The following is a 16,358-nucleotide window of genomic DNA, read 5'->3' as shown; positions in this document are numbered from 1 at the left end:
CGCGCGTCAGCGCTTCCAGAACTTGCCGAGGAGGCCGCCGGCGGGCGTCGGGTCGCTCGTCGTGCGGCTGCGCATCTCCTGCACGCGCACCTCGCGGATCGCGTCGAGGTTCTTCGGGTTGATCTCGGCCGCGAGGCGGAAATCGCGGATCGCGCGGTCGATCCGCCCCGAGCGCTTGAGGAGCATGCCGCGGTAGAAGAGCGCCCGCTCGTAGCGGGGCTCCTTCCGCAGGACGACGTCCAGCGTCTGGATCAGGTCGTCGTAGTGCGCGCTCGTGGCCCCCTCCGCGAGCGCGGGCGGCTCGCCGCGCCGCTGCGCCTGGATCCAGACGAGCAGCGTCATGTACTCCGGCTGCTCCGGGTCGGCGTTCAGCGCGCGGTGCGCGCGGATCTCGGCGCCGGCGAGGTCGTTCTTCTTGAGCAGGATCTCGGCCTTCTGGAACTCGAGCGCGGCGTCGACGACGCGGGCGATCTTCTCCTCGTCCTCCGCGGGGGGCGCGGCCTCCTTCGGCCCCTGCAGGTACTCGGCGCGCCGCTTGGGGTCGCTCAGCGTCTGGTAGGCCTCGCTGATGCGGGCGAACACGCGCGCGACGAGCGGCTTGACGTCCTGGAGCTCCGGCGGCGTCCGGTCGGGGTGCCACTGCTTGGCGAGCGCGAAATAGGCGCTCTGCACGCGCTCCGCGGGGACGTCGTCCGCGACGCCGAGCATCTGGAAGAAGCTCTCGCCGTCGATCGCGGCGGCGCGCGCCTCGATCTCGGCGCGGCGCGCGGCCAGCTCGGGGCTCAGCGCGGCGCGCGGCGGCGGCGGGAGATCGGAGGCAGGCGCGGCGCCCGCCTGCGGCCTCGCGGGCTCCGGCGCGCGCGGGGGCGGAGGCGGCGACGCCGCCTCGGTCCGCCCCGCCCGCGCGGCCCTGCCCTCCGCGCCGACGGCCGCCATCTTGACGGTGGGCGCCTGCTGCATCGGCGGCTGCGCGCGGGCCCCGGCGAACGCCGGCGCGAGGGGCTGCTTCGGGACCTTCGGCTCCGCGCCGCGGGGCGCGCCGCCCGGATCGCCGCCGGCCGCGCGCGGCTCGAAGGGCGCCGCCGGGCCCGGGAGCGGCGCGCCGCGGCCGTCCGGCGTCCCGGACGGGGGCGGCACGGTCGACCGGCGCGGCGCGATCGGCTCGGCGAACGGCGACCCCGACCGCCTGCTGGACGGCGCCGGGGCGTCGTCGAACTGCCGCGGCGACGCGCGGCCGTCGGCCTCGCCGCGCGCGGCGCGCGGCGCGGGCGCCGTCGAGCCCGAGGTGGGGCGCGGCGACCGCGCCGCCGCGCCGGCCGGCTCGCGCTGGGCCTGGCCCGCGTCGGCCGGGGCGGCGCTGGCGGACCGCTCCCGGCCGGAGCCGGCGGCCGCGCCGAGCCCGACGGGGCGCCGGCCCGGCGCGCCGAGATCGAGGTGCCGCGTGATCGCGAGCGCGTAGATCGTCAGCCGCACGACGCGCTCCTGCGCGACGCCGGCCCCGACGAGCTCGGCGAGCGTCATGCGCCGCGTGCGCAGGAGGTCGACGACGGTCGCCTCGTCGCGGTGGAGCTGGAACCGCTTCATCTCGGCCTCGACGTGGAGGCCGAGCTGCCGGTTCTGGATCCGGTCGAGGGTCGCGTCGATCAGCGGATCGTCGGCGTGGAGCCGGACGCCCGCCATGATCACCGCGAGCGGCTCGCACCCGATGAGCTCCGGGCCGCCGTAGGACGACAGCAGGTTCTGGCCGTCGTAGTAGGCGTAGCGCGTGTCGGGCGGGAGATCGTAGAGCGCGACGAGCTTGCGCACGAGCTGCTCGCGCAGCACGCCGAAGACCGTCTCCCGGTCGAGCAGGCCCCGGGAGACGAGCAGCCGGCCGTGCAGCACCCGCCGCTTCGTGATGTCGCGGAGCGTCTCCCGGAGCGTCGCCTCGTCGAGGAGGCCGAGCTCGAGGATCACGCGGTCGAGCGGGGCGATGATCGTCCCGGTCCAGATCTTCGCCGGCACGCCGTCGCTGAAGAAGATGCCGTGGCGGACGCCCCCGGGGTCGATGAAGCACGCGGTGCCGGTGAGGCGCCGGTCGAGCATGTACACGAGCAGGTGGACGAGCGGCGTGCGCGCGAGCGCGCCCTCGGCGGTCGGCGGCTCGCCCGGCAGCGACAGCACGGCGATGGGGCCGGCCATCGCCGAGGGCGGCAGCTCCGACACCGGATCGCGCTCGCGCCGCGATGGCTGCTCTCCCCAGCCGCGGGCGCGCAGCGCGGCCGGCCGCGCGCTCTCCTCGGGGACCTCGTCCGGATCGCTGTCTGTCTGCACCGACCACGACTCCTCTCCGTGAGCGCCCTGCGGGGGCGGGTACGGTTCCGCCGGCGCGGCGGGCTCCTGCGGCTGCGGTGGATCCGGCCAGCGCGCGGTGGTGCGCCCCGGCCGCAACGTGGGCGAGAGCCTGCCGGACGGCGCCGGCGGCAGATCCGCGAGCATCCTGGCCTCCGCGCCGCCGTCGTCGACCGGCGCCTGCGCCGGCGGCGCGGCCTCGGGCGGCGAGGCGGGCCCGCGGCCGGCGTCGCCGGGCCGCGGCTGCGTCCTCCGGCTCGCCGGCGAGTTCGTCATCGGCAGCGTCGGCGACGAGGGCCGCGTGATCGGCTGCGGCGGCGGCATGCGCAGGTTGGCGAGCGGCGACGCCGGCGCCGGCGCCGAGCGGACGGGCGGCTCCACGGGGATCGTCGGCGTCCGCAGCGACACCTGCGGCGCCTCCTGGACGGCCGCGTGGGCGCGCATCGACGCGGCGGCGGGGTCGTCGCTGGTCGCGACGATCCGGCGGATGTGCCGCGTCGGCTCGCCCTGGCGAGGCCGCTCGGCGAGATCGACCTCGAGCGCGCGCCCGATCGGCCCGCCGGAGGCGTCGAGGACCAGCCGGACGCGCGGCTGCGAGTAGCGGGCCGGGTGCGCCGGCGTCTGCACCACCAGCGCGACCTCGCCGGTCGAGAGCTCCACGAGCGTGCCGGTCGGAAAGATGCCGAGCGCGCCGACGAGCAGCCGCAGCACCGCGCGGTCCGCCGGATCGGTCGCCTCCTGCTCGAGCTTGGCGATCGCCTCGTCGGCGGAGAGCGGCGCCTCGCCCGGCGCGGGCGTCAGGAGGTCGTTGAAGGCGCGGGCGGTCGCGAGGATGCGCGCCTGCAGCGTCGGCTGGCGGAGGCCGCGGTAGACCGGGCCGAGCGCGGCCTGGCGGCGCACCCAGTGCGCCTCGTAGGCCACCACGGTGCGCATGACGCTGGGCTCGTTGACGAGGCCGAGCGCGGTCAGCACGACCGCCGTGCCGGCCGGCACGTCCGCGTCCTGCTGCTCGCTCAGCTGCGGGACGAGCCCGCCGCCGCTCCGCGCGACGCCGGTGAGCCGCGGCCGCGCGATGTCGAAGAGCAGCGCCGCCATCGAGAGCCGCTGCAGGAGCACGACGTCGCCCGTGATCTGCCGGGCCATCGCGAGGCTCAGGATCGCGGTGTTCACCGCGCGCCCGGCGTCGTCGTGGTTCTGGTTGCGGAGCGCGGTGACGCCGAGGAACGCCGGCGTCTCGTTCGCGGAGAGATCGACGAGGCGCTGCGTGATGCGCTTGACGCCCTGCCGCAGGGCGTAGCGGCCCTGCCGCAGGTCGTCGTAGAAGCGGCGGAGGATCACGATCGCCGTCGCGTAGGTCCGCACGATCGCCGACGTCTCGTCGCCCTCGCGATCGACCGCCACCTCGCGGCGGAGCACCTCCTCCTCCACGGCGCGCAGGCGGACGCGCGGGGCCGGGCGGTCCGCGAGCGCCGGCCTCCCGCTCCGGAGGGCCTCCGCGAGCGCGGAGGCGAGCGCGTAGAGGTCGCTCGCGCGGACGTCCTTCGCGATCCCGATCTCGGAGTAGCCGCAGCGGCCCAGGATGTCGCCGAGCTCGAGGGCGCCCTCGTAGACGGCGCGGTTCGCCTTGAGGAGCTGCCCGGAGACGAAGACCGAGCCGCGGGTGAACAGGATGGAGACGTTGTGGCCGGAGCGCTGGCCGAAGTCCTGGACCAGCGACACGGTCTCCTCGACCTGCCGCACCATGGCCTGGTTGTCGATGGCGTGCAGCGTCGAGAGCTTCACCAGCCGGAAGAGCGCCTGCACGACGCTGGCGGCGAGATCGCGCGCCTGCTCGCGCCGGATGTTCTCGGACACGTTCTGGCTGATGACGTCGACCTGGGGAGCCGTCACGGGAGATCTCCGACCGTCGAGATCCGCTTGCCGAGGCGGCCGGCGATCGCCTCGGCGGCGGCGCTCGCGGCGTCGCGCAGCGCCTGGCTGTTCCAGGGCCGCCGCTTCGAGGCCGCGAGCGCGGCGTCGAGCGCCTCCTGGGAGCGCGCCTCGCGGCCGAGCAGCTCGGCCGAGAGGCAGCGGGTCTGCTCCGCGGCGTCGTCCGCGAGCAGGCCGTGCCGCTGGAGCAGCTCGACGGCGACCGACTCGCCGCGCGCCGGGTTCAGCGTGTAGAGCGCGCCGAGGAACTCGCGCCGCTCGTCGAGCGTGAGCTGGTGGAACGAGCTGTCCTGCACGCGGCGGACGAGCAGCGGGCCGGCCGCGCGGACCTGGTGGTGCGCCAGCGTGCGGAGCGCCGCGACGCGCACCTCCGGGGGCGCCGACTCGGCGAGCGAGAGCAGCTCGTCCCGGATCTGCTCGGGGCTCGTCGCGAGGTGGGCGATCGCCTCGCAGCGGAGCGCCGCGTTCGCGCACCCGGAGAGGCGCTTCAGCGCGCCGAGGGCGCCCTGCGTCCGAGACGCGGCGAACATCTTGAGGATCGGGCGGGCGACGTCGAGATCCAGGGTCATGAGCGCGTCGACGACCCCCTCCTCGTGCCCGGGCAGCGTGCGCTCGAGGTGGCCGAGGAGCGCGCGGCGCAGGGGCTCGTGGGCGACGTGCCCGACGACCTCCATGGCGACCGGCAGGGTCTCGCTGCCGAGCTTGTGCAGGATGGGCGCGAGGCGCTGCGCGACGAGATCGAGGTCCACGGGCGCGGGCTGCGCCGCGGCGCCGGGGGCGCCCGGCGCGACCACGCGCGTCGCCTCGCGGAGGAGCAGCCGCATCGTGTCGGGCGGGAACATGCCCCGGGCGAGCTCCGTCGCGAGCGCGCCGCCCTGCTGCCGGGGCGCGAGCGCGTCGAGCGCCTTCTCCAGCGCGTCGTGCATGCCGAAGAGCACGTCGAAGCGGCGCGCGAGGATGAGATCGCGCGCCGAGGCGGCCATCGGCTCGGCGACGAGCTCGACGTCCTGGTAGCGCTTCGCGTTCAGGAAGGCGTCCGCCACGATCTCGACGAAGCGCTCGCTCCAGCGATCCGGGCTGAGCACGAGCTGCGTGCCGAGGGCGCGCTGCGCGACCGGGTCGAGCGCGAGCGCGCTCGCGGCGCGGCGCGCCGCCCGCAGCGCGGCCGCGTCGGTGTCGATCACCATCGCGGCCGCCTCGGCGCGGTTCGCCCGCTCCTCGGCGGCGCGCCGGGCCATGCTCTCGACGTCGTCGGCCTCGTGCCAGAACTGCTCGCGATCGGCCGCGTCCCCCTCGGCGAAGACGCTCACGACGTCGTAGCGCACGTGCTCGAGGCGGCGCTCCCACAGGGCCGCCGCGACGTCGTCCTCGGGGGCGAGATCGCGCAGCGGATCGAGCAGCAGCACCTCGCAGAAGGCGCGCAGCTCTTCCTCCGTGATGCCCGGGAGCAGCTGCACGCGCCGCACGCCGGCCGCGAAGAGGTTGTACGGGACGAGATCGAGCGGGTGCTGCGGCTCCCACACCGTCCGCCGGCGGTGCTCGAAGGCGTACGGCGAGAGCGCCCAGTGGACGAGGCCCCCGTCCGCGCGCAGCGCCTCCACGATCGCCTGGAAGGTCGCGCGGAGCTTGTTGTCGGCGTCCGGGTGGCTCCACCCGTAGTGGCGCACCGCCGGGAGCAGCCGCTCCATGCGGCGGAACACCTCGGTGAGCCGCGTGACCGCGGGGTCGTCCGGCTCCGCTTCCCCCGGCTCTTCCTGGGGCGCGGGCTCCGCCGGCGGCCGCATCCCGACGGCCGTGGGGGACTCGTCCGGCGGGGGGCGCCCCGTGCTCGGCGGCGCGGGGCGGCGCGGGACGGACGCGCCGAGCTCCTCGAGGACGCGCAGCACCTCCTGCCGCATCTGCGCGGCCGAGTCGAAGCGGTTGCGCCGATCCCAGGCGAGCGCCTTGTCGACGAGGCCGATGACCGAGGCGGGCAGCTCGGGCGCGATCCGCGCGAGCGACGGGGCCGGCGTGGTCGCGGCGAGGATGAACGCCTCGTTGTCCGAGCGGCCCTGGTGCAGGCGCTGCCCGCTGAGCACGGCGTACAGGGTCGCGCCGATCGAGAAGAGGTCCGCCCGCCCGTCGACCCCCTCGGTCAGCCCCATCGCCTGCTCCGGCGCCATGAACGACGGGGTCCCGAGCGCCGTGCCCGCCTTGGTCTTGTCGCCGGGCGCGCCGCGCAGCCTGGCCACGCCGAAGTCGAGCAGCTTCACCACGTTGTCCTTCGTGATGAAGATGTTCGCGGGCTTCAGGTCGCGGTGGACGATGCCCTCCGCGTGGAAGCTCTCCAGCGTCTTGAGCACCTCCCCGGCGATCCAGAGCGCCTCGGCGACGGGGAGCTTCCGGCTCTTGCGCTTCCAGAGCTGCTGCACGGTCTCGCCGTCGAGCAGCTCCATCACGAGGAACGGCTCGTCCTGCTCGGTGATGTCGTCGTCGAGGATCGCGACCCGGCCGGGGTGATCGATCTTGTTGGCGACGTACCCCTCGCGCAAAAAGCGGTCGCGGATGCCGACGTCCCGCGCGAACTCGGCGTGCAGGATCTTCAGCGCGGCGCGCGAGCCGTTCCGGTGGGTGGCGGCGTACACCGACGCCATGCCGCCCACGCCGAGGAGGGCGTCGATCCGCCACTTGTTCTTGAGGGTCATCCCGACGCGGGCGCGCGCCCGCTGCTTCTCGTCCGGGGCGTCCGAGACCTCCGAGGGAGGAGGGATGACGGACTCGGGGATGACGCCACGTGAGGTCATTCGGCCACCGGAAGGCGGGAAATCGTATCACCTCCGCGCCCTCGCCAGGTTCCGGATTTCACCCGAGAGCGCGGCCCGCCTTACGGCCGTCGCGCGCCCTCCCTCGACGTCCCTCGACCTCCTCGGACCGCCCGCATTTCCGCGCATTTCCGCGGGGTGGACCGCCGGTCAGGACGGCCCGGGCGCGGCGACGACCGCGCGACATCGCGCGTCATCGAGCACGAGGCGCACGCCGCGGTTCGATGGGAAGAGCGCGTTGAGGCGGGCGGTGACCGCCGGGTCGCCCGTGAAGACGTCGATCTGCCGCCCGACGACCTTGATGCCACGATCCTCGGCGACGAAGCAGCCATCGTGGCGGCCGCCGCCCGGGAGCGGCAGGCCGACGAGCTCGGGCACATAGAGGGCCGTGCCGAGCGGGATGACGCTCGAGTCGACCGCGACCGTGCGCAGCGGCGTGATGGGGCGCCCGGTCGCGCCGCGGCCGTACGGGAAGCGCCGCGGGTCGAGCCGCTCGAAGCAGACCTTTTGGTCGGTGCGCGGGCAGACGTCCGCGCACGCGCACCCGCGCCGCGCGAAGCTCACCGTGTCGCCCGACGCGAGCCGGCCGCTCCCCTGGACGCAGACCTGGTCGTGGAAAGCGCGCGGGACGCTCGCGAGCGGCGCGCATGCGGCGTCGTAGAGCACCGCGTCCTTCGGCCCGCCGCCCTCGGTCGGGAAGTCGTAGTAGGTGTTCCGGAACAGCCCGGGCCCGAGCTCCGGCGGCGCGGCCGCGCGCGCCGCGCCGCCCGCGCGCGCGGGCCGGCCGTGCTCGCGGACGAGGATCGCGGGCTCATCCTCCGCGGCGGCCGCGCCCGCGGCGCCGCCCCGGTGGGCGCGCGCCGCGTCGGCCGCCTCGCCCGGCGCGGCGGCGCCGCGACCCGCGGCGCCGCCGCCCGGATCGCGATCGCCTTGGCCCGGCGCGTGGAGCCAGCCGCCGCCTCCGCGCGCGAGCCGCGGCTCGCTCGCGCCGTCCTGGACCCAGTCCGCGCCGCCCTTCGCCGCGCACCCCGCGGCGAGCGCGAAGAGCAGCGCGCCGAGCCCGCGCACGGCGGGCGCCGCGCTCGTCAAAAGGCGCCTCCGAACCGCGCGAGCTCCCGGATCGCCGCGGCGGCGACGTCGGCGCGCGCCCAGAGCGCGGCGGGGGCGCCGTCGCCGGCCGGCGCGGCGCCGGCGGCGATCACCACGGGCGCCGGATCGCCCGCGCCCGGCTGGCCGAGGCGGCTCGCGACGAGCCGCAGCGGCTCGAGCACCAGCGCGAACGCGATGTCCGCGCCGAGCGGGGCCAGCGCGGCCTTCATGGCCGGGACGTCGCCGAGGCTCTCCCCCTCGATCGCGGCGACGGCGCTGCGGAGCCCCGCGCTCGGATCGTTGCCGACCGAGGCGAACAGGCCGTCGTCGCGGATCAGATAATGCAGCTCGATCGCGGGCGGCGGCCCCGCGCCCGGCGCCCCCTTGCGCGCCGGCGGCGCGCCCGCGCCGCCGGGCTGGCCCGCCGCGGCGGTCTGCTCGATGCGCACGCGCCGCACCTCGCCGACCTGCTGCGCGACCTCGGCCTTGCCCGCGGAGACCCGGAACCCCTCCCGCTTGAGCGCCGCCTGGATCGGCGGGAGCTCGGCGGTCCCGACGAGGTCCTGGATCGCGGCCTCGAGCTTGGCCCGATCGGCCACCGCGGCGCGCACGAACGCCGTGGGGCCCGCGCCGTCGAAGCGGACCCCGCCGGCGAACCACTCGCCGCGCGCGTCCGACGCCGCGCGGATCGCGGCGCCGAGCCGCTCCCGCTCGGCGGGCGGGAGGCCGCCCTCGACGAGCCCCGCGACGGCGTCGACGAGCTTGGGCACGTTCTCGGCGCGCGACGCGGCCCGGTCGCGGGCCAGGATCCCGACGAGCGCGTCGGCGGGCAGATCGAGCAGCGGCTTCACGTCGCCGACCGCGAGATCGGCCGACGCCTTGGACGCCGGGCCGCCGCCGGGCTTCGGCGTCCCGGAGGCGCGCAGGTGCGCGCCCTCGTCCAGCGTGAGCGTGAGGCGCGCGCGCTCGAGATCGCCGAGCACCGCGAGCGCGCCCTCGACCATCGGGGCGAGCGGGACCGCGGTGGCGGCCGGCGCGCCGTCAGGCCCGCGCGCCCTGTCCCAGGCGCTCCGCGCCGCCCTGAGCACCGGGCCCTCCAGCGCGTGCCGCGGGAGCTCGATCGCGAGATCCTCCTTCGGCACCTGCGCCTGCGGCATCGTCCGCGCGACATAGGGGCCCAGCGCCGTCAGGTCGCCCGGGGTCTCCGCGACGAGCAGGTAGTTGCCGAGGACGCCGAGGGCCACCGGGCTCGTCCCCTGCAGCGGCTCGAGCAGCGCGATCGAGGTCGCCGCGTCGGGCGTCGCGCGGAAGCGCGCCCCCTCGCCCCGCGTGAGCTGATCGATCAGGCGCGCGCCGTCCTTCACGTGGAGGCCGAGCGCGGCCCGGGGGCGCGGCCGATCGGGGGCGTCCACGGCCACACCGAGCGCCGGGACGTTGCCGTCGATCTCGGACGCGACGGCGATGGGCAGGCCGAGCAGCGACGCGGCGAGGGCGCCGACGCTGCCCGGGAGGAGCGCCGCCGGGCCGCCGACGAGGGCGCGCACCTTGGCCCAGGTGGCGTCGGGCGTCGGCAGGAACGCCTCGGCGATGAGCCCGGCCGGCGCGGGCACGGGGCTCGGGCCCTGGACGCCGGCGTCGGCCGGCGCGCCCGGCGATTTGCAGCCGAGAGCGCCCGCGCTCAGGCCGAGGACGAGGGCCAGGAGCGCGGCGGCGCGCCGGGACATGGCGGAGGTCGATCGTACGCTCACGACCGAACCGTAGCGCCTTCCTGCCGCGGTCGACCACGAACCTGCAAACCCGCCGCGCGCTGCGGCGCGGCGCGGCGGCGCGTCAGGGCCTCTCAGGGCCTCGTGGAGCGGCGGGCCGCGGCGCCCCCGGCGGACTCCCCGAGGCAGATGCGCGCGAGCGAGAGCAGCATCGCGTTCTCGCGGACGCGGTGCAGGAAGCTCTCGCGCAGGGCGGGCTCCAGGATCTCCGCGGCCCGCGCGTGGAGCCGGTCGCGGCCCCGGGCCGCGGCGGCGCGGGCGCCCTCGACGTCGCCCGCGGCGCGCGCCGCCTCGACGACGGCCACGAGGACGAGCGACTCGAACTCCTCGATGCCGCCGTAGCGCGCGAGGATGCCCTCGGCCTCGCGCGCCGCCGAGAGCGCGGCGTCGGCGCGCCCCTGGGCGGAGAGGGCGCGCGCGAGCGCGGCGAGCGCGCCGGCGCGGGCGGGGGGCACGACCTGGAGGAGCTCAGCGGCGTCGCGGGCGTCGGACTCGGCCGCGGCGAAATCGCCGGCCGCGTGGGCGATGAGGGCGGCGTAGATGCGGGAGCCGCCCTCGAAGCGCAGGTTGCCCTGCGCGCGGGCCTCCAGGATGACCTGCCGCGAGAGCGCGAGCGCGTCGTCGAGCCGGCCGCTGGCCGCGAGCACGCGGCCGAGGTTCTGCCGGGCGCGCGTGGCGACGGTGCGCAGCCCCATGCGCTCGGCCGCCGCGAGCGCGGCGGTGAGCTCCTCGCCGGCCCGCTCGAAGTCGCCGAGCTCGAGGAGCGCGAAGCCGAGGCTGACGCGCGCGTTGCACGCGTCGCGGACATCGCCGGCCCGCTCGTACGCGTCGACGGCGGCCGCGTAGCCCGCCACGTCGCCCGCGGGGTCGCCGAGGTGCCGCGCCCGCGCGCCGCGCAGCCGGTGCACCTCGGCCGCGGCGCGCGGCGCGAGGGTCGCGAGATCCCCCGCGAGGGCGCGGACCCGCGCGATCAGCGCGTCGGCCTCGGCGTAGCGCCCCGCGGGGAAGAGCTGGCGCGCCGCCGAGCACAGGGCGATGACGCGCGCCGACCGGATGTCCGCGGCGAACCGCGCCCCGGGCGGCGCGCTCGCGGGCGGCGCGCTCGTGGGCGGCGCGCTCGCGGGCGGCGCGCTCGTGGGCGGCGCGCTCGTGGGCGGCGCGCTCCCGGGCGGCGCGCTCCCGGGCGGCGCGCTCCCGGGCGCCCCCGCGTCGCCCGGGGCGCCCTCCGCGGCCGCGGCGCCGCCGCACGCGGCGACCTCCTTGGCCCACGAGGTCGTGAGCACGTAATCGCCCCTCCGGCCGCTCGCGCTCATCAGCTCGTCGGCGGCGCGGAACCAGAGCGGCGCGCCGCGGGGCAGGCGCCGCGCCGCCTGGGCCGCGCAGCGCTGGGCCTGCTCGAACTCGCCGCGCCAGCGGTGCGCCTCCGCCTGGACCAGGCGCAGCGCGCTCAGCGTGTCGCCTTCGCGCGCGCCGCTCGGGCCGGCCGGGGCGCCCTGCTCCCCGGCGGGCCCCTCGCCCGCGAGCCGATCGCAGAGGTCGCCGTGCCGCGCGCCCCGCTCCGCGAGCGCGATCGCCGCGGCGAGATCGCCGCGCTCGAGCGCCTGCTCGGCGCCGCGCAGGAACCACTGCATCGCCCGGCCGTGCTCTCCGCCGTGGTCGAAGTGCTCCGCGAGCGCGATCGCGTCGCGCTCCCCGGCCTCCTCGAGCCACGCGCCCGCGAGCCGGTGGCCGAGGAGCCGGTCGCCCCGGGTGAGCGTCGCGTAGGCGGCCTCGCGGAGGCGCGCGTGCCGGAAGGCGTACTCCTCCTCGCCGGGGAACCTGCACGCGGGCCGCCGCTCGACGAGCGCGCGCGCGGCGAGCTCGAGGAGCCACCGGTCCAGGTCCTGCGCGCCCTGCGCCCCGCCGAGCAGGGCGGCCACGCCGCCGCGCCAGAACGCCTCGCCGAAGATGCTCGCCGCGCGGAGGATGCGGCGCACCGCCGGGTGCAGATCGTCGAGGCGGGCGTGCGCCATCGCGAGCACCGTCTCGGGCGAGCCCTCGGCGTCGCCGCGGGCGACCGATCGGATCAGCTCCTCGAGGTAGAACGCGCGCACCGGCGCGCGGCCTTCGGCGCGCGCCTCCGCCGCGGCGCCCGGCCCGAGCGCCTCGCGGGCGAGCTGCCCCGGGGCGCCGGGAGAGCGCTCGCCGGGCCGAGGCTCGGCGGGGCCCGCGCCGGCGCAGAGCTCCGGGAAGAGGCGCTGCATCTCGCCGCGGCCGAGCGCGAGCAGGCCGGCCGTGACGTCGTCGATCAGCACGCCGCCGCGCGGCGGGGCCCCGTCGCTCCCGTCGCCCCCGTCGACCGCCGCGCGCTCGCCCCCGGCGCGCGGGCGGGCGCCGAGCAGCGCCGCGGCGCGATCGATCACCTGCCGCGCCGGCCAGCGGCCGGAGGCGACGTCCTGGCCCGTCGCGAGCGCGATGGCGACGTCCGCGGGCAGCAGCGCGCGCAGCGCGAGCGCGCAGCGCGCCGCGTGCGCCGCCTGGTCCGTCGGCGCCCTCGCCTGCGCCCCGGCGGGGCGCGGCGGCTCCGCCAGCGGATCGGCCTCGCCGGGGATCGTGACGAGCAGCCACCTGGCGGCGAGCCGGTCGACGCGACCCCCGAAGGTCGCGACCGCGGCCCGCACCGCCGCCTCGGTCGCGGCCCTCGGCGCGGGCTCCTGGAGCTGCGGCGGCGGCCGAGCGGCGCCCGGCGCGCCGGGCCCGGCGCCCGCGGCGTCGCCCGGGAGCGCGCCGTGGATGAGCACCACGCTGATGAGCCGCGGCTCGCCCGCGGCGCTCTCGGCCAGCGCCCGCGGCCTCGTGCTCGGCGTGCCGCTCTCGCCGGGATCCCTGGCCTGCTCGCGGGCGACGCGGAGCTGCGCCGCGCTCGCGAGCACCTCGTTTCCGTCCCGCGGGCGGCCGTCCGGGTCCTTCTCGAGCATCCACGCGACCAGCTCGTCGAGCGCGGCGGGCACGTCGGGTCGCAGCTCCGAGAGCCGGCGCGGGCCCACGAGGGCGGCCTTCGCCAGGATCGCCATCACCTGGTCCCCGGCGAAGGGCGGCCGGCCGGTGAGGCAGTTCCAGATCACGCACCCGAGCGAGAACACGTCCGCGCGGGCGTCGATGTGCGCGTCACCGCGCGCCTGCTCGGGCGCCATGTACCCGGGCGTCCCGAGCGTCACCCCCTTGCGCCCGCCCTCGCCATCCCGGAGGACGCCGCCGTCGTGCCCGCGCGCGGGCAGCCCCGCCGACGCCCCCGCGCCCGCGCGGGCGATGCCGAAATCGACGATCTTGGCGCCCTCCAGCGCGCCGCCCGGCAGGAAGATGTTCCCGGGCGTGACGTCGCGGTGGACGATGCCCCGCTCGTGCGCCGCGCCGAGGGCGCCCGCGAGGCGCTCCAGCAGCGTCACCGCGCCGTCCACGCTGAGCCGCGCGCGCGCCACGCGCGCGGCGAGATCCTCGCCGTCGAGCCACTCGAGCGCGAGGTACCGCTGCTGATCCGCGGTGACCCCGTGCGCGACGTAGCGGACGATCCCCGGATGGCGCAGCCCGGCGAGCAGCTGCGCCTCGCGCTCGAGCCGCCGCTCCTGATGCTCGTCCCCGCGGTGCAGGATCTTCAGCGCGACCGGGCTGCTGTCGGTCAGGTCGGTGGCCCGGTACACCGAGCCCATCCCGCCCGATCCCGCCAGGCCCTCGATCCTGAAACGGTCCGCGACCGTGACTCCCGGGCGCATCAACCGGGCGATTATACGTGGGGCCGCGGTCGGGGATAGGGGAAGCCCTCGGCGCCGCGGCGGCGCGCGACCCCGGCCGGCGACCGGCGCGCACCGGCGCATACGCCCCCGTCGCTCCGCGCGCGTCCGAGGCGGCGTCAACGGAAAGCTGCGGAGCAGGCGCACCGCTGCGGTAAGCTCTGGCCGATGCCTCGCCCCGGCTACGACAGCGTGGTGCTCATCACCGGCTTCCCCTCGTTCATCGCGCGGAAGATGCTGCAGCACGTCCTCGCGGCGGAGCCGCGCGCGCTCGTGTATGCCGTGGTGCTCGCGAAGTCGTCGGCGCAGGCGAGCGCGGAGCGCGACGCGCTCGCCCCGGCGGATCGCGAGCGCGTCGTGCTGATCGAGGGGGACGTCGCGGCGATGGATCTCGGGCTGTCGGGCGCCGAGTTCCGGCAGCTCGCCCGCGAGGTCGACCGGATCCACCACCTCGCGCACCTGGGCCACGCCGGCGCCGACCGGAGCACCGCCCACGCCCAGAACGTCGTCGGGACCGCCGAGGTGCTCGAGCTCGCCCGGGCCTGCACCTCGCTCCAGTGCCTCGTGCACCAGTCGACCGCGTTCGTGGCCGGAGATCGCACCGGTACGGTGTACGAGGATGATCTCGAGGCGGGTCAGGCGTTCCGCAACCCTGTGGAGGAGACGCGGATGCGCGCGGAGGTGCTCGTGCGGCGGGCGATGCGCCACGTGCCGGCGGCGGTGGTCCGGCCGACCACGGTGGTGGGCGACTCGGCGACCGGGGAGATCGACCGGCTCGACGGGCTGTACCTCCTCGTGCTGCTCATCATGGCGGCGCCGGCCGACATGGCGATCCCGATGCCCGGCCGCGGGGACGTGCCGCTCAACATCGTCCCCATCGACTTCGTGGTCCGCGCGACGCACGCGATCGGCCTGCACCGGCTCGCGCCGCGCCGCACGTTCCACATCGCCGACCCGCACCCGCTGTCGGCGCGGCGGGTCTTCGACCTCATCGCGCGGGCGAGCGGCCGCCGCGCCGCGCGCGGCCACATCCCGTCGAACCTCGCCAAGGCGCTGCTCCGCACGCCCGGGATCGAGCGCTTCGTCCGTAGCCCGCGCGCGTTCGTCGAGCAGCTGATGACCCCGGTGCGCTACGACGCCCGGAACGCCGACCTCGTCCTCGGCGGCGCCGGGATCGCCTGCCCCCCCTTCGAGTCGTACGTCGACGTGCTCGTCGGCGCCGTGCAGGAGCGCGTCCGCGAGCGGCGCGAGCGCCAGGAGCTCGAGGCCAGCGCGGACGCCGAGCTCGACATCGAGGACCCGCTGTCGTGAGCGGCGCAGCCTGCGCCGCGGCCCGCGCGGATGTCCCGGAGCGCGGCCTCGTCGCGCCGCCGCGCCGCCTCGCCGCGGCGCTGCTCGCGGCCGCGGCGCTCGGCTGCAGCTCGACGCGCGAGCACGTCGCGCCGCCGTCGCCCGAGGTGGGGGCCGCGCCGCCCGCGCCGACGGCGCCGCGCCCGGCGGAGGCCGCCGCCCCCGCGCCGGCCGCGCCGCGCGTCGGCGACGCCCCGCTGGCGCGCCCGCCGGAGCTGGAGCTCTTGCGCCCGGAGGACGGGCCCTACGCCCACTTCTTCGCGGCGCTCCGCGCCCTCGAGCAGGGGCGCCGCAAGGACCACGTGCGCGTCGCCTGGCTCGGCGACTCGCACGCCGCGGCGGACTTCTGGAGCGGGGCGGTCCGCACGGCGCTCCAGCGGCGCTTCGGCGACGGCGGCGTCGGCTTCGTGCACCTCGGCTACGCCGCCTACCGCCACGACGGCGCGCGGCTCACGGCCGATGGCAAGTGGCGGACCCGCCCCAAGGCGCCGGGCGGCTCCACGCCGGTCGACGACGGCGTCTTCGGGCTCGGGGGGATCCTCTTCAGCGCGCATCAGGGCCCGGCGCGCGCGGAGATCACGGTGACCGGGGCCGGGCCGTCCACGCGGCTGCTCTGGGACGTGTGCTTCCGGTCCAGCGCGCCGACCGACGAGCTCGCGGTGACGATCGAGGGCGGCCCGAGCGAGATCCTCCGCGGCGCCGCGGGCGACGACCCCGGGGCGCTGCAGCACGCGAAGCTCGCGAGCGTCGGCGCGACGAAGCTCGGCGTCGTGCCGTCGGGCGCGCCCGAGCTCTGCGGGCTCATCGTCGAGGCCGATCCGGAGGTGAAGCCCGGGGTGGTGCTCGACACGCTCGGCATCAACGGCGCCCGCCTGGCGACGCCGCTGCGGTGGAACGAGCTCGCCTGGGCCGCGGAGCTCGGGCGGCGCTCGCCGGAGCTCGTGGTGCTGGAGTACGGCACGAACGAGGCGGGCGACGTCACCACGGATCCGTCCCTCTACGCGAAGCAGCTCGCCGAGCTGCTCGCGCGCACGCGCAGGGTGGAGCCCGACGCCGACTGCCTCGTCCTCGCGCCCACGGACCGGAGGGACGCGCCCGAGCGCACGCCCGTCGTCCGAGACGTGCTGCGCGACGCCGCCCGGGAGGGCGGCTGCGCGTTCTGGGACACCTACGAGGCGATGGGCGGGCGGGGATCGATCGAGACCTGGTACCGCGAGCGCCCGCCGCGCGCGTCGCGCGACGGCGTCCACCTGACCTTCCGCGGCTACCGCGAGCTCGGCGTGAAGCTCTCGAACGAGATCCTCGAGCGCTACCGCCCCTGACGC

Annotated in this window: 7 protein-coding genes; 2 read left to right on the top strand and 5 right to left on the bottom strand. The window is 77.4% G+C overall.

Annotated elements, in window-relative coordinates; translation table 11 throughout:
* Window positions 1-6: 6 nt before the first annotated feature.
* The 5 genes from WME83_RS06425 to WME83_RS06405 all read right to left on the bottom strand — a co-directional run bounded on the left by WME83_RS06425 (window position 7) and on the right by WME83_RS06405 (window position 13,665).
* On the bottom strand, window positions 7-4,221 hold the full coding sequence (locus WME83_RS06425) for a DnaJ domain-containing protein (RefSeq protein ID WP_437318365.1): 4,215 nt from the start codon (window positions 4,219-4,221) through the stop codon (window positions 7-9).
* Window positions 4,218-7,043 (bottom strand): protein kinase domain-containing protein, encoded by a 2,826-nt coding sequence (locus tag WME83_RS06420; protein ID WP_437318364.1) that lies wholly within the window; start codon window positions 7,041-7,043, stop codon window positions 4,218-4,220. The genes WME83_RS06425 and WME83_RS06420 overlap by 4 nt, the downstream gene beginning before the upstream one ends.
* Before the next feature lie 168 nt (window positions 7,044-7,211).
* Complete coding sequence (locus tag WME83_RS06415) at window positions 7,212-8,150, bottom strand: 3D domain-containing protein (RefSeq protein WP_437318363.1); 939 nt, start codon at window positions 8,148-8,150, stop codon at window positions 7,212-7,214.
* The gene (locus WME83_RS06410; RefSeq protein ID WP_437318362.1) at window positions 8,147-9,874 is read right to left on the bottom strand and encodes a hypothetical protein; all 1,728 of its coding nucleotides are present in this window, start codon (window positions 9,872-9,874) and stop codon (window positions 8,147-8,149) included. Before WME83_RS06410 ends, WME83_RS06415 begins: the two co-directional genes overlap by 4 nt.
* Before the next feature lie 116 nt (window positions 9,875-9,990).
* Entirely contained in the window at window positions 9,991-13,665 is a 3,675-nt protein-coding gene (locus tag WME83_RS06405) for a protein kinase domain-containing protein (RefSeq protein ID WP_437318361.1), read from the bottom strand.
* A 186-nt stretch (window positions 13,666-13,851) separates the two neighbouring features.
* Here WME83_RS06405 and WME83_RS06400 point away from each other — a divergent pair, with 186 nt between their 5' ends.
* The gene (locus WME83_RS06400) at window positions 13,852-14,994 is read left to right on the top strand and encodes an SDR family oxidoreductase (protein WP_437318360.1); all 1,143 of its coding nucleotides are present in this window, start codon (window positions 13,852-13,854) and stop codon (window positions 14,992-14,994) included.
* A complete protein-coding gene (locus tag WME83_RS06395) occupies window positions 14,991-16,355 on the top strand; it encodes a GDSL-type esterase/lipase family protein (RefSeq protein WP_437318359.1) in 1,365 nt (454 codons plus the stop codon). The genes WME83_RS06400 and WME83_RS06395 overlap by 4 nt, the downstream gene beginning before the upstream one ends.
* The last annotated feature ends 3 nt before the right edge of the window (window positions 16,356-16,358 follow it).

Origin of the sequence: Sorangium sp. So ce385 (assembly GCF_051474135.1) — a bacterium.
In the GTDB taxonomy this organism is placed as follows: domain Bacteria; phylum Myxococcota_A; class Polyangia; order Polyangiales; family Polyangiaceae; genus Sorangium; species Sorangium cellulosum_D.
The sequence above is the reverse complement of the archived record's forward strand: the minus strand, read 5'-3'. Positions and strand labels throughout refer to the sequence as shown.

Coding starts and splice junctions, on each gene's coding strand:
- WME83_RS06405 (WP_437318361.1), bottom strand. CDS start 13,665: ATGCGCCCGGGAGTCACGGTCGCGGACCGTTTCAGGATCGAGGGCCTG.
- WME83_RS06410 (WP_437318362.1), bottom strand. CDS start 9,874: ATGTCCCGGCGCGCCGCCGCGCTCCTGGCCCTCGTCCTCGGCCTGAGC.
- WME83_RS06420 (WP_437318364.1), bottom strand. CDS start 7,043: ATGACCTCACGTGGCGTCATCCCCGAGTCCGTCATCCCTCCTCCCTCG.
- WME83_RS06400 (WP_437318360.1), top strand. CDS start 13,852: ATGCCTCGCCCCGGCTACGACAGCGTGGTGCTCATCACCGGCTTCCCC.